The sequence below is a fragment of the Hydrogenophaga sp. genome, from assembly GCF_050250835.1.
In the GTDB taxonomy this organism is placed as follows: domain Bacteria; phylum Pseudomonadota; class Gammaproteobacteria; order Burkholderiales; family Burkholderiaceae_C; genus Hydrogenophaga.
Genome location: NZ_JBFWNX010000005.1, coordinates 60,152 through 73,348 on the forward strand (window position 1 = coordinate 60,152; position 13,197 = coordinate 73,348).

Genomic DNA, 13,197 nt, shown 5'->3' on the forward strand with positions numbered 1-13,197 from the left:
AACCCATTGGCGTTGCCCGATTCGGCAACTGGTTGTCCCCCGTCGATCCGAGACCCCGGTCACCGTGGCCACCGTGATCGCAGCGGACCCGACGCCTTCCTGTACCGTCCCGGCGGCTAGCCGGTTTTTGACCGACCGACACCATGAACACCACGGATGCCAAGCGCGTCCTCGAGACGGCCTTGATCTGCGCACCCCAGCCGCTGTCGGTGCGCGAACTCGGCACGCTGTTCGATGACGAAGTTTCTGCCGACACGCTCAAGTCGTTGCTGGCCGATCTGCAGCTCGAGTGGACCGGGCGCGGGGTGGAGCTGGTCAAGGTGGCCACGGGCTGGCGTTTCCAGAGCCGGCCCGAATTGCGTCCCTTCCTCGATCGCCTGCATCCCGAGAAACCACCGCGCTACAGCCGCGCCACCATGGAAACGCTGGCCATCATTGCCTATCGCCAGCCCGTCACGCGGGGCGACATGGAAGACATCCGGGGTGTGACCATCAACTCGCTGATCATCAAACAGCTTGAGGACAGAGGCTGGATCGAAGTGATCGGGCATCGGGAGACGGTGGGTCGCCCTGCGCTGTTCGCCACCACCCGCCAGTTCCTCGACGACCTCGGCCTTGCCTCGCTGGATCAGTTGCCGCCGCTCGAAGGCAGTGATGTCCAGGAGTCTGCCCTGGATCGGCTGGATTTCGACACACTCTCGGCCAGCTTGCAACCCGACCTCCACGACGCGTCCGAGCCCGCAGACCTGGCGTCTGACGCCGCCACTCCCGCCAGCGATCCGCCGGCGCAGGAAAACTCCTTACAGGAACCCCATGAACCCGGCGAATCCCCACTCCCTGCCACCTGATCCCGACGCCGAGGCGGGCCGGGAGGCCGGTGCCGAAGCCGTTGCACCCTCGCCGCTGAACGCGCCAGTGCCAGCCGCCGACAAGTCTGCTGCTGCACACGCCTCCGGGCTGGAGGCGCTGCGCTTTGACGACGTTGTCAGTGGAGCCTTTGATGCCGAGCAGGAACAGGATCTGCCCCTGCCCACCAAACGGGTGCTCAGCGCCCAGCCCGAATCGCCCAAGTTGCACAAGGTGCTGGCTCAGGCGGGCATGGGCTCGCGGCTGGAGATGGAGCAGCTCATCCTGGAGGGGCGCATCTCGGTCAATGGCGAGCCGGCCCACATCGGCCAGCGCATCCAGTTCGGAGACACCATCAAGGTCAATGGCAAGCCAGTGCGCGTACGCATGACGCCTCCACCACCGCGCGTGCTGGCTTACCACAAGCCGGCGGGCGAGGTGGTCTCCCACGACGATCCCCAGAACCGTCCCACAGTGTTCCGGCGTTTGCCACGCCTCCTGCAGGGCAAGTGGCAGTCGGTTGGACGGCTCGATCTCAACACCGAAGGCCTTTTGTTGCTCACGAGTTCGGGCGAGCTGGCCAATCGGCTGATGCACCCTCGCTTCGGTTTGCAGCGCGAGTACGCCGTGCGCGTGCTCGGGGCCCTGTCCAACGAAGAAAAGCAGCGCCTGCTCGATGGCGTGCGCCTTGATGACGGCATGGCCCAGTTTGCCTCCATCGAGGACGGTGGCGGCGAGGGCGCGAACTGCTGGTACCGCGTCACGATCGGCGAAGGCCGCAACCGTGAGGTGCGCCGCATGTTCGAGGCTGTCGGCCATGCCGTGAGCCGCCTCATCCGCATTCGTTACGGGGCCATGATGCTGCCGCGGGGTCTCAAGCGCGGCGCCTGGGTCGAGCTCGACGACCGTGACATTGGGCGTCTCACGGCTGCGGCAGGCATGCCGGAGGGCGACGACAGCGCCGCAAAGCGACCGCGTACGCCCGGACGGCATCCGACGCAGCAGCCGATGCGCCGGAGTCAGGCCACGCGCGGCCAGGGAAAACCGCCGGGCAGCCGGTCGGAAGGCCCAGGTTTTGATGATCGGCGTTCCGGCGGCTACGGCATGGGTGGAGCCCCCGCAGGGCAGGGTGGCAAGGGCAAGGGTCGAGGAGGCAAGGTCGCCGGCAAGGGCCAGGGTGCCGGCCAGGCGCAGCCTGATCCCATGAAGACCTCCTTCGGCTACATCGGCCAGGACGCCCTGCAACGACGTCGCGAGCAGAACGCCGGCCGAGGAGGGCCTCCTCCCGGAGGGCGCCGTCGTGGTGGGGGTGGCGGGGGCGGTCGCTCCGGTGGCCGCTGAGCTCCGCAACTGGCCCACCCCACTGGCCCGACCGAGGTAGAATCATGGGCTTTGCGAGGTGTCTCTTACCTCGGTTGATTGACCCAACAACTTCAGGATTTCCATGGCCATCGAACGCACCCTCTCGATCATCAAGCCCGACGCCGTCGCCAAAAACGTCATCGGCCAGATTTACGCCCGCTTCGAAGCCGCCGGCCTGAAGGTTGTGGCCGCCCGTATGGCTCACCTCTCGCGTGGTGAAGCCGAAGCCTTCTACGCCGTGCACAAGGCCCGTCCCTTCTTCAAGGACCTGGTCGACTTCATGATCTCCGGCCCGGTGATGATTCAGGTGCTTGAAGGCGAAGGCGCCATTGTCAAGAATCGCGACCTGATGGGGGCCACCGACCCCAAGAAGGCAGCCGCCGGTACCATCCGCGCCGACTTCGCCGACAGCATCGACGCCAATGCCGTGCATGGCTCCGACGCGCCCGAGACCGCCGCCGCAGAAGTGGCATTCTTCTTTGCCGGTCTCAACGTCTACTCGCGTTGATCATGTCATGACGGCCAACCTGCTCGACTTCGATCTTGAGGGTTTGGCCGCCTTTTGCGAGCAGCTGGGCGAGAAGCGCTTTCGCGCGGTCCAGTTGTTTCGCTGGATTCATCAGAAGGGCGCGGCGGATTTCGCCGACATGACCGACCTCGCCCGCAGCCTGCGCGAGAAACTGCCCGGCATCTGCACCATCGCCGATCTCCCGGTCCTGTCACGCCAGGAGTCCACCGACGGCACCATCAAGTGGCTGTTCGACGTGGGTGACGGCAACGCCGTGGAAACGGTCTTCATCCCTGAAGACGACCGAGGCACGCTGTGCATTTCCTCCCAGGCGGGCTGTGCCGTCGGTTGCCGCTTCTGTTCCACTGGCCACCAGGGTTTTTCGCGCAACCTCACCACTGGCGAAATGGTTGCGCAGCTCTGGCATGCCGAACGCTTCCTGCGCCGCCACCTGAAGACCGCCGAACGGGTCATTTCCAACGTGGTCATGATGGGCATGGGGGAGCCTCTGCAAAACTACGGCGCCCTCGTACCTGCATTGCGCGTCATGCTCGACGACCATGGCTACGGTCTCTCCCGTCGGCGCGTGACCGTGTCCACCTCTGGCGTGGTGCCCATGATCGAGCGGCTGGCTCAGGATTGTCCAGTGGCGCTGGCGGTTTCGCTGCACGCGCCCAATGATGCGCTGCGCGACGACCTTGTGCCGCTCAACCGCAAGTACCCCATCGCCGAATTGCTCGACGCCTGCCTGGGCTACCTGCCTGCCGCACCGCGCGACTTCGTCACCTTTGAATACTGCATGCTCGATGGTGTGAACGACCAGCCCGAGCATGCCCGCCAGTTGCTGGCTTTGATCCAGGGACATGGCACACGCGGTGTTCCGTGCAAAATCAATCTGATTCCCTTCAATCCGTTTCCCGATTCAGGTCTGACGTGTTCGCCGCGTCCCGTGGTGCTGCGATTCGGCCAGATCCTTAACGAAGGAGGGGTGGTGACCACCGTGCGCAAGACCCGGGGTGACGATATCGACGCGGCGTGCGGTCAACTGGCAGGCGACGTGCTGGACCGCACCAACGCTGCCAGCCGTCTGGCACAGCGTCGAGAGTCAACGGCTACACCCATTCGCATCGTCCGCAAGGAAAGGCAGGCATGACCCAAGCGCTCCGCATCTCCGACCCGAGTTCCCGTTCCTGGTTGCCCTGGCCGCTTGCTCTGCTGCTCGCGCTCACTATGTTCGCCCTGCTGTCCGGATGTGCTCAGAACCCCGGCGCAGCGGGCATGTCGGGGCCTTCCGTGGGCCGAACGGCCGAACCGCTCACGGAATCCGATGAGCCCGAGGCTCGAAAACGGGCGCGAATCCGCCTGGAACTCGCTGCGGGTTATTTCGAACAAGGGCAGACCACGGTGGCGCTTGACGAGATCAAGCTCTCGCTGGCCGCCGACCCGACCTACGCGTCGGCCTACATGCTGCGTGGCCTGGTGTATTCGCGCATGAACGAGATTCCGCTGGCCGAGGAAAGCTTCCGTCGGGCCCAGCAGCTCAATCCGCGAGATCCCGATGTGCTGCACCACTACGGCCTGTTTGCCTGCCAGCAAGGGCGCTATGCGCAGGCGATCGAGCTGTTCCAGCAAGCGATGGCCAGTCCGGTGTACGGCGGACAGGCCAAGACCTTGATGGCCAAGGGAGTGTGTCAGGTGCGCGCCGGCCAGCTGGCCGAAGCCGAAGGCAGCCTGGCGCGTGCCTATGAGCTTGACGCGGGGAATCCCATTACCGCCTACAACCTGGCCGCGCTGCAGTTTCGACGCGGCGAGAACGAGAAGGCGCAGTTCACCATTCGCCGATTGAACAACTCCGATCTGGCGAACGCAGAAACCTTGTGGTTGGGCATCAAGGTCGAGCGCCGGGTGGGCAACACCGAGGCCATGCGCCAGCTTGCCCAGCAACTGGGTCGCCGCTACCCCGATTCCCGCGAATGGGCGTCCTACCAGCGGGGGGCCTTCGATGAATGACGCCCTGACCGCGCCGGAAGCGGCGAGCCGACCCGTGCTGCTGCGTGCCGCCCGCGAAGCGGCCGGCTTGCACATCGCCGCGCTGGCGGCTGCGCTGAAAGTGCCGGTGCGCAAGCTCGAGGCGCTCGAAGCAGGGCGCTACGACGAATTGCCCGACCTCACGTTCGCGCGTGCCCTGGCGTCCAGCGCCTGTCGCCAGCTCAAGGTTGACCCCGCACCCATCCTGGAGCAGATTCCTCAAGGCGTGGCGCCCGAACTGGGTGATTCACGTCATGCAATCAATGCGCCTTTCAAACCAGCCAGCGATCCTGCGCCGGTCAATCCCCTGTCCTGGCTCTCCCGCCCAGCGATGCTCGCCGCCATCGTGCTGTTGCTTGGGGCCCTGGTCATCGTGTTTTTGCCGCGCGCCCAGGAGCCTCCTGCCGCTGCGGTGGGCGCCGACACCGTGGTTTCACCGGTGGAGCCGGTGGCCGCTGCGGAGCCGGTTGCCGCACCGCTGCCGCAGGAGCCCGCTGTGGCACCTGGCATCCCATCCGAGGCAGTGGCTGCTGCCACGCCAGCGGCTGACGCAACGCCCGCACCCGCTGCGCCGGCCACACCGAATGCCGCCGCAGCGCCCGCGACCACAGAGCCTGCCGCAGCGGGCAGCTTGTTGACGATCGCTGCCACCGGCGAGTCGTGGGTGGAGGTCACCAACGGATCGGGCAACGTGGTCATCCAACGCATGCTTCAGGCGGGTGATGCCGTGGATTTCTCCAGTGCCCCCCCGTATTCCGTGGTGCTTGGGCGTGCCGAGTCGGCCCGGGTCACGGTGCGTGGCCGGCCATTCGACGTGAACGCCATCGCCCGCAACAACGTGGCGCGATTCGAGGTGAAGTGACCATGGACGACGTTGTTCGATCTGTCGGCGCCTGCGAACCCATCCCGCTGTCCCTTGCTCAGCCCCGACGTTCGCGGCAGGGTGTGGTGGCCTGGGGGGCCAACCGAGTGACGGTTGGTGGCAATGCGCCGGTGCGCGTGCAGTCCATGACCAACACCGACACCGCCGATGCAGTGGGTACCGCGATCCAGGTCAAAGAACTGGCATTGGCGGGTTCAGAGTTGGTGCGCATCACCGTCAACAACGACGAGTCGGCCAGGGCGGTTCCCTATATCCGTGAACAACTCGACCGCATGGGTGTCGAAGTTCCTCTCGTTGGTGATTTTCATTACAACGGCCATCGGCTGCTGAGCGACCACCCGGCCTGTGCCGAGGCGCTGTCCAAGTACCGCATCAACCCAGGCAACGTGGGACGAGGCGACAAAGGCGATCGCCAGTTCGCACAGATGGTCGAGATCGCTGCGCGTCACGACAAGGCGGTGCGCATCGGTGTGAACTGGGGCAGCCTCGACCAGGACCTGCTTGCACGACTGATGGATGAGAACGCCAGCCGCTCCGAACCGTGGGACGCGCGCCAGGTGATGTACGAGGCGCTGATCACCTCGGCCATCGAATCGGCCAGGCGCGCAGAGCGCATCGGGCTCAACGGCAACAACATCTTCCTTTCCTGCAAAGTCAGCGCGGTGCAGGACCTGATCGCCGTGTACCAGGCGCTGGCGCAACGTTGCGATTACGCGCTGCACCTGGGCCTGACCGAGGCCGGCATGGGCACCAAAGGCACCGTCGCCTCCACGGCGGCGCTCGCGGTGCTGCTGCAGCAGGGCATTGGCGACACCATCCGCGTTTCGCTCACTCCGCAGCCGGGTGAAGCGCGCACGCAGGAGGTGGTGGTCGCCCTGGAGATCCTGCAAGCTCTGGGCATGCGATCCTTCGTGCCTTCGGTCACCGCCTGTCCGGGGTGCGGCCGCACGACCAGCACCACCTTTCAGGAACTGGCCAAACAGATTGACGACTACCTCCGTGCTTCCATGCCGGTGTGGCGCGCACGTTATCCAGGCGTGGAGGGCCTCAAGGTGGCGGTGATGGGATGCATCGTCAACGGACCGGGCGAAAGCAAACACGCTGACATCGGCATCAGCCTGCCGGGCACGGGTGAGGCCCCGGCAGCGCCGATCTTCATTGACGGGCAGAAGGCCATGACCCTGCGTGGCGAGGGCATCGCCCGCGAATTTCAGACCATCGTCGAAAACTACATCGAGAAGCGGTTCGGCACGACTGCCTGAACCGGTCCAAGCACATGGCAGAGAAACTGAGCGCCGTCAAAGGCATGAACGACATCGCCCCTCCCGCGTCTGCGCACTGGGAGTGGCTCGAAGACACCCTTCGGGGCCTCATGCGCCGCTACGGCTATCGCAACCTGCGTACGCCCATCGTGGAGCCCACGGCCCTTTTCGTTCGTGGCCTGGGGGAGGTGACCGACATCGTCGAGAAGGAGATGTATTCCTTCGAAGACCGGCTCAATGGCGAGCAGCTCACGCTGCGGCCCGAGAACACCGCTGGCGTGGTGCGCGCCGCGCTGGAGCACTCGATGCTGTACGACGGCCCCAAGCGGATCTACTACATGGGTCCCATGTTCCGCCATGAGCGGCCGCAGCGAGGGCGCTATCGCCAGTTCCACCAGTTTGGGGCGGAGGCCCTGGGATTTGCCGGGCCCGATGTGGATGCCGAGCTCATCGTGCTGGCCTGTGACCTTTGGGCCGAGCTTGGTCTCGAAGGCGTCGAGCTGGAAATCAACAGCCTGGGCCAACCCCCGGAGCGGCTGGCTCATCGCCAGGCCCTCATCGCCTACCTCGAGGTGCATGCGGATGAGCTCGACGAGGAGGCCAAGCGGCGCCTGTACAGCAACCCGTTGCGCATCCTGGACACCAAGAACCCCACCATGCAGGCGCTGGTCAATGCCGCGCCTCGCCTGATGGATCATCTGGGCGCCGAGTCGCTCGATCACTTCAACCGCCTGCGCGGCCTGCTGGATGCGCATGGCATTGCCTACCGCATCAATCCTCGTTTGGTGCGCGGCATGGACTACTACAACCTCTCGGTTTTCGAGTTCGTCACCACCCAGCTGGGTTCGCAGGGCACTGTGTGTGCGGGCGGCCGTTACGACGGCCTGTTTGAACAGATCGGTGGCAAGTCTGCACCCGCCGTGGGCTGGGCGCTTGGCATGGAGCGGATCCTGGAGCTGCTCAAGGAGCAGGATCGGCTGCCGGCGCAGCCTGTCCCGGACGCCTATGCGGTGGTGCCCAATGTGGCCCGCGTGCCCGAGGTGATGCCGGTGCTGCGCGCACTGCGCCGCCATGGCGTGTGCGTGCAGATGCATGCGGGTGGATCCGAAGGCATGGGCAGCATGAAGTCGCAGTTCAAGAAGGCCGATGCCAGCGGTGCGCGCCACGCGCTCATCTTTGGCGAGCAGGAGATGCTGCAAGGTCAGGTGGCGCTCAAGTCTTTGCGAGGGCCGCGCATCGAAGGGCAGGGCGCCTCGTCCGAGGCGGCCCAGAGCCTGCTGCCTTTGGCGTCGGTGGCCGAGTGGGCTGCACGCCTTCGTCAGCCCTGACGTCCATCCTCTGGGTGGCTCGCCCGCCCGCCTACAATGCTCCGTTGCGCATTCGGCGCACGACCCGCAGCTCGATATCCACCATGGCCAAACACCTCGACCTCGAAGAGCAGGAACAGCTCGACCAGATCAAACATTTCTGGACCCGTTACGGCAACCTCATCAGCTGGGTGTTGATCGTCGTGTTCGGCGCGTTCGCGGCCTGGAACGGTTGGAACTGGTGGCAGCGCAATCAGGCAGTCAAGGCGGCGGCACTGTACGACGAAGTCGATCGCGCTGCAGTGGCCAAGGACGCGCAGCGCATGGAGCGCGCGCTGGCCGACATGCAGGCCAACTTTGGCGGCACCACTTTTGCCAGCCAGGCGGCCCTGCTCGCAAGCAAGACCCTCTTTGACGCCGGGCAAGCCGACAAGGCGCGTGCGGCACTGACCTGGGCGGCCGAGAAATCGGGCGACGCCTCTTACCAAGCCGTGGCGCGTCTGAGGCTGGCCGCACTCGACCTGGAGGCGCAAGCCTTTGATCAGGCACTCAAGACACTCGAAGCCCCTGTCCCCAAGTCGTTCGAACCACTGGTGGCCGACCGCCGAGGCGACATCTTCATGGCTCAAGGCAAGCCCGACGAAGCCCGTGGGCAATACCAGAATGCCTGGAAGGCCCTGGGAGAGCGTACCGAATACCGCCGCCTGGTCGAGGTGAAGCTCGCCGCACTGGGCGTGAACGTATCCAGCCTGACCTCCACTGCGCCCTGAACCCCTGAACGCCATGCAGACCTGCCCGAACTTTCGCTTCCAACCCCTGGGGCGCCACACGATGGCCGTGTGGGGCCTCACCTTGACCGTTCTGCTGGCGGCCTGTTCCTCGGGTCCTGAAAAGCCCAGGCCGACCGAGCTGGCGCCCGTTGCGGCGCTGATGGGCACCAGCGTGGCCTGGTCTGCCCAGGTGGGGGCGGGACATGCGTCGCTCGTGCCCCGTGTGGCGTCGGATCGTGTGTTCGTGGCCAGCGAGTCGGGCACGGTCGCTGCGCTCGATGCAGCCAACGGTCGGGACGTCTGGCGCCTGAACCTCTCCACCCGCATCGCCGCGGGCGTGGGCTCCGATGGCCAGACCGCTGCCGTCGTCACACGGGAAAACGAACTCGTGGCGGTTGCCGATGGGCGCGAACTCTGGCGCGTGCGCCTGCCGGCGCGCGCTTTTACCGCCCCCCTGGTCGCGGGAAAGCGTGTCTTTGTGCTCACCGCCGACCGCACCGTGATCGCATTTGATGGCGCCAATGGCGCGCGCCTCTGGAGCCAGACCCGTCCGGCCGAACCGCTGGTGCTCAGCCAGAGCGGCGTGCTGCTGGCTGTGGGCGACATGCTGGTGGCCGGGCTTTCAGGGCGGCTTGTCGGACTGAATCCGCTGAATGGCGTGATCCGCTGGGAGGCCCCCGTGGCCACCTCACGCGGTACCAACGAGGTGGAGCGGCTGGTCGACATCGTCGGTCCCGCCAGCCGCATCGGCAGCAGCGTCTGCGTGCGTGCCTATGGTGCGGCAGTGGGCTGTGTCGACGCGACTCGTGGAACCTTGACCTGGACCCGAACCTCACGTGGAATCACGGGCTTGCACGGCGACGACCGGCTGGTGTTTGGCGCTGAAACCGATGGCAAGTTCCAGGCCTGGCAGCGAGGCACCGGCGAACCCGCCTGGAGCGTGGACCGCCTCAAGTACCGCGATCTGAGCGCGCCGCTGGCGTTGGGTCGTGTGGTGGCCGTGGGCGACGGAGCGGGCCTGGTGCACCTGATTTCACGCGAAGACGGCAGCGAGATGACGCGCCTGACAACCGATGGTTCGCCCATCCTGTCGGCTCCCGTGCTGGCAGGCAATGCGCTGGTGGTGCAGACGCGCAATGGCGGCGTCTACGCCTGGCGCCCCCAGTGAAGCCCGTCATCGCCCTGGTGGGTCGCCCGAATGTGGGCAAGTCCACCCTGTTCAACCGCCTCACCGGCACGCGCGATGCGATCGTGGCGGACTTTGCAGGCCTCACCCGCGATCGCCACTACGGCAACGGCCGACTCGGGCGGCGCGAGTACATCGTCATTGATACCGGCGGCTTCGAACCCGAGGCCAGCGAGGGTATCTACAAGGAAATGGCCAAGCAGACCCGCCAGGCCGTGGCCGAGTCCGACGTGGTGATCTTTGTGGTGGATGCGCGCGCCGGCATCAGCGCGCAGGACCACGAGATTGCCCAGTACCTGCGCCGCCTGGGCAAACCAACCGTGCTGGTGGCCAACAAGGCGGAGGGCATGACCCAGGGCCTTCAATTGGTGGAGTTCTTCGAGCTGGGCCTGGGTGAGGTGCTGCCGGCTTCCAGCGCACACGGCCAGGGCATTCGCTCCGTGCTGGAGACCGCGCTCGAGCGCATCCAAGGCCTGCCGCCAGAAGACGAAGATGAACCTGAAGCAGAGGCTGGCGTGATCCGCCTGGCCGTGGCCGGCCGTCCCAACGTGGGCAAGTCCACCCTGATCAATGCCTGGCTGGGTGAGGAACGCCTGGTCGCCTTCGATCTTCCCGGCACCACCCGCGATGCCATCGCCGTGCCCTTCGAGCGCGGTGGACAGAAGTTCGAGCTCATCGACACCGCCGGCATCCGTCGCAAGGGCAAAGTGTTCGAGGCGATCGAGAAGTTCTCGGTGGTCAAGACGCTGCAGGCGATCGAGAACGCTCACGTCGTGTTGTTGCTGCTCGATGCGACCCTGGGTGTGACCGATCAGGACGCGCACATCGCAGGCTACATCCTGGAGAGTGGCCGCGCCGTGGTGCTGGCCATCAACAAATGGGACGCGGTCGACGCCTACCAGCGCGAACAGATCGAGCGCCAGGTCGAAACCCGCCTGGCCTTCCTCAAGTTCGCCTCGATGCATCTGATTTCAGCGAAGAAGCGCCAGGGCCTTGGCCCAGTCTGGAAATCCATAGCCCAGGCGCATGCCTCGGCCATGCGCAAAATGTCCACCCCGGTGCTCACACGTCTGTTGCTCGAAGCGGTGGCCTTCCAGGCGCCCACGCGCAGTGGCATGTTCCGGCCCAAGATGCGCTACGCCCACCAGGGTGGCATGAATCCGCCAGTGATCGTGATTCATGGCAATTCACTGGAGCACGTGCCCGACGCCTACCGCCGCTTTCTCGAAGGGCGCTTCCGCAAGGCCTTTGACCTGGTGGGCACGCCCCTGCGGATCGAGTTCAAGACCTCGGCCAATCCCTTCAAGGAATAAGAATTTCCGGTTACCTGAGGTTCTCCGCCGGTGCTGTGGTAAGGTCCGCTCTTCATTAACTTTCGTTGAACACGGAGCATATCGTGAGCAATAACAAAGGCCAGCTCTTGCAAGACCCTTTTCTGAACCAGCTTCGCCGGGAGCATGTGCCCGTGTCGATTTATCTGGTCAATGGCATCAAGCTGCAGGGTCAGATCGAGTCCTTCGACCAGTACGTCGTGCTCCTGCGCAACACGGTCACGCAGATGGTCTACAAGCACGCCATTTCCACCATCGTTCCGGGTCGCCCCGTGCAGTTCTCGGCGGTCGGCGCGGACGATTCCGCCCCCTGATTCAGAACCTGAATCACACGGAGTCCGCGCAGCAAACCTGCCGGACCCGCAACGCCCTGCGCGTTGCTGCCCCAACGATTTGAACCCACCCGTCCCCTCCCCAACGTCCACACCATCGGTCATTCTGGTGGGTGTGGACTTTGGTGTTCCCCATTTTGACGCTGGCCTCGAAGAGCTGGGCTTGCTGGCTCAGACCGCAGGCTATCGGGTGGCAGAGCGCGTGACCTGCAAGCGCCGGGCACCCGATCCGGCGTTGTTCGTCGGTTCGGGCAAGGCCGAAGAAATCAAGATGCTGGCTCAGGCCGCCGGCGCTGCCGAAGTGCTGTTTGATCAGTCCTTGAGCCCGGCACAACAGCGCAATCTGGAGCGTCACCTCGGCCTGCCGGTGAACGACCGCACCTTGCTGATTCTTGAAATCTTTGCCCAGCGCGCCCGCAGCCACGAGGGCAAGCTGCAAGTTGAATTGGCCCGACTGCAATACCTCTCCACCCGTCTGGTGCGGCGCTGGTCGCACCTGGAACGCCAGAGCGGCGGCATCGGCATGCGCGGTGGTCCGGGCGAGACCCAGATCGAGCTGGACCGCCGGATGATCAGCGAGGCGATCAAGCGCACCAAAGATCGACTGGAAAAGGTCAAGAAACAACGCGCCACCCAGCGCCGCCAGCGGGAGCGCCGCGACACGTACTCCATTTCGCTTGTGGGCTACACAAACGCCGGCAAGTCTTCCCTTTTCAACGCTCTGGTCAAGGCGCGCGCCTATGCCGCCGACCAGCTCTTCGCGACACTGGATACGACCACCCGGCAGCTCTACCTGGGCGAAGCCCATCGCTCGGTCTCCCTGTCGGACACGGTCGGGTTCATCCGCGACCTGCCGCACGGCCTGGTCGACGCATTTGCCGCCACGCTGCAGGAAGCCGCCGACGCCGACTTGCTGCTGCACGTGGTCGACGCATCCAACCCAGCACACCCCGAACAGATCGCCTCGGTCATGGGCGTGCTCAAAGATATCGGAGCCGACCATGTGCCGCAGATCCTCGTTTTCAACAAGCTGGATGCCGTGGAACACGCCAATGCGCCGCGCGCTCTGAGCGACGCCATGGAACTGGAAGGGCAGTCGGTCCCTCGAATCCACGTCAGTGCCCACACCGCAGAGGGCTTGCCGGCCTTGCGAGCACTGCTTGCCGAGCGAGTGCTGGCGCAGACAGAAGATCCAGGCCACATGACCCCCGGGGCTTCACCTGAAATCGGCAACCCGGTCTCCTGATTGGGCACAATGTGATTGTTTTGTTCCTTGCACCGAAAAGAGTTGGCAACCCATGGATGTGAATCTGCAATCCCCCGCACACGGCGCAGACGCCTCTGCGCAGCCCTTCCGCCGTCGGGGGTGGCGACGCTGGCTG

At 65.1% G+C, this 13,197-nt stretch carries 13 protein-coding genes; all 13 read left to right on the forward strand.

Annotation, left to right across the window (positions count from 1 at the left end):
• The first annotated feature begins 143 nt into the window (after window positions 1-143).
• The 13 genes from scpB to hflX all read left to right on the forward strand — a co-directional run bounded on the left by scpB (window position 144) and on the right by hflX (window position 13,061).
• Complete coding sequence (gene scpB / locus AB7F11_RS08585) at window positions 144-848, forward strand: SMC-Scp complex subunit ScpB (protein WP_428289796.1); 705 nt, start codon at window positions 144-146, stop codon at window positions 846-848.
• Window positions 814-2,187 (forward strand): pseudouridine synthase, encoded by a 1,374-nt coding sequence (locus AB7F11_RS08590; RefSeq protein ID WP_428289795.1) that lies wholly within the window; start codon window positions 814-816, stop codon window positions 2,185-2,187. The genes scpB and AB7F11_RS08590 overlap by 35 nt, the downstream gene beginning before the upstream one ends.
• 103 nt (window positions 2,188-2,290) lie before the next feature.
• Window positions 2,291-2,716, forward strand: coding sequence for a nucleoside-diphosphate kinase (gene ndk / locus AB7F11_RS08595; protein ID WP_428289794.1), 426 nt, complete (start codon window positions 2,291-2,293; stop codon window positions 2,714-2,716).
• Window positions 2,717-2,723: 7 nt separating this feature from the next.
• A complete protein-coding gene (gene rlmN, locus AB7F11_RS08600; RefSeq protein WP_428289793.1) occupies window positions 2,724-3,869 on the forward strand; it encodes a 23S rRNA (adenine(2503)-C(2))-methyltransferase RlmN in 1,146 nt (381 codons plus the stop codon).
• Window positions 3,866-4,726 (forward strand): type IV pilus biogenesis/stability protein PilW, encoded by an 861-nt coding sequence (gene pilW, locus AB7F11_RS08605; protein ID WP_428299926.1) that lies wholly within the window; start codon window positions 3,866-3,868, stop codon window positions 4,724-4,726. The genes rlmN and pilW overlap by 4 nt, the downstream gene beginning before the upstream one ends.
• Entirely contained in the window at window positions 4,719-5,606 is an 888-nt protein-coding gene (locus AB7F11_RS08610) for a helix-turn-helix domain-containing protein (RefSeq protein WP_428289791.1), read from the forward strand. The genes pilW and AB7F11_RS08610 overlap by 8 nt, the downstream gene beginning before the upstream one ends.
• A 2-nt stretch (window positions 5,607-5,608) precedes the next feature.
• Complete coding sequence (gene ispG, locus AB7F11_RS08615) at window positions 5,609-6,889, forward strand: flavodoxin-dependent (E)-4-hydroxy-3-methylbut-2-enyl-diphosphate synthase (RefSeq protein WP_428289790.1); 1,281 nt, start codon at window positions 5,609-5,611, stop codon at window positions 6,887-6,889.
• 14 nt (window positions 6,890-6,903) lie between these two features.
• On the forward strand, window positions 6,904-8,217 hold the full coding sequence (gene hisS / locus AB7F11_RS08620) for a histidine--tRNA ligase (protein WP_428289789.1): 1,314 nt from the start codon (window positions 6,904-6,906) through the stop codon (window positions 8,215-8,217).
• A gap of 83 nt (window positions 8,218-8,300) precedes the next feature.
• On the forward strand, window positions 8,301-8,966 hold the full coding sequence (locus AB7F11_RS08625) for a YfgM family protein (protein WP_428289788.1): 666 nt from the start codon (window positions 8,301-8,303) through the stop codon (window positions 8,964-8,966).
• Between the two features lie 13 nt (window positions 8,967-8,979).
• Window positions 8,980-10,134, forward strand: coding sequence for an outer membrane protein assembly factor BamB (bamB, locus tag AB7F11_RS08630; protein ID WP_428289787.1), 1,155 nt, complete (start codon window positions 8,980-8,982; stop codon window positions 10,132-10,134).
• Window positions 10,131-11,465, forward strand: coding sequence for a ribosome biogenesis GTPase Der (der, locus tag AB7F11_RS08635; RefSeq protein ID WP_428289786.1), 1,335 nt, complete (start codon window positions 10,131-10,133; stop codon window positions 11,463-11,465). Before bamB ends, der begins: the two co-directional genes overlap by 4 nt.
• Before the next feature lie 83 nt (window positions 11,466-11,548).
• Entirely contained in the window at window positions 11,549-11,797 is a 249-nt protein-coding gene (hfq, locus tag AB7F11_RS08640) for an RNA chaperone Hfq (RefSeq protein WP_428299927.1), read from the forward strand.
• A gap of 127 nt (window positions 11,798-11,924) precedes the next feature.
• Window positions 11,925-13,061, forward strand: a complete 1,137-nt coding sequence (gene hflX / locus AB7F11_RS08645; RefSeq protein WP_428289804.1) for a GTPase HflX — start codon at window positions 11,925-11,927, stop codon at window positions 13,059-13,061.
• The last annotated feature ends 136 nt before the right edge of the window (window positions 13,062-13,197 follow it).

Bases quoted from the DNA above. Each gene is read 5' to 3' on its own strand.
- scpB (WP_428289796.1), top strand. From the start codon at position 144: ATGAACACCACGGATGCCAAGCGCGTCCTCGAGACGGCCTTGATCTGC.
- AB7F11_RS08590 (WP_428289795.1), top strand. From the start codon at position 814: ATGAACCCGGCGAATCCCCACTCCCTGCCACCTGATCCCGACGCCGAG.
- ndk (WP_428289794.1), top strand. From the start codon at position 2,291: ATGGCCATCGAACGCACCCTCTCGATCATCAAGCCCGACGCCGTCGCC.
- rlmN (WP_428289793.1), top strand. From the start codon at position 2,724: ATGACGGCCAACCTGCTCGACTTCGATCTTGAGGGTTTGGCCGCCTTT.
- pilW (WP_428299926.1), top strand. From the start codon at position 3,866: ATGACCCAAGCGCTCCGCATCTCCGACCCGAGTTCCCGTTCCTGGTTG.
- AB7F11_RS08610 (WP_428289791.1), top strand. From the start codon at position 4,719: ATGAATGACGCCCTGACCGCGCCGGAAGCGGCGAGCCGACCCGTGCTG.
- ispG (WP_428289790.1), top strand. From the start codon at position 5,609: ATGGACGACGTTGTTCGATCTGTCGGCGCCTGCGAACCCATCCCGCTG.
- hisS (WP_428289789.1), top strand. From the start codon at position 6,904: ATGGCAGAGAAACTGAGCGCCGTCAAAGGCATGAACGACATCGCCCCT.
- AB7F11_RS08625 (WP_428289788.1), top strand. From the start codon at position 8,301: ATGGCCAAACACCTCGACCTCGAAGAGCAGGAACAGCTCGACCAGATC.
- bamB (WP_428289787.1), top strand. From the start codon at position 8,980: ATGCAGACCTGCCCGAACTTTCGCTTCCAACCCCTGGGGCGCCACACG.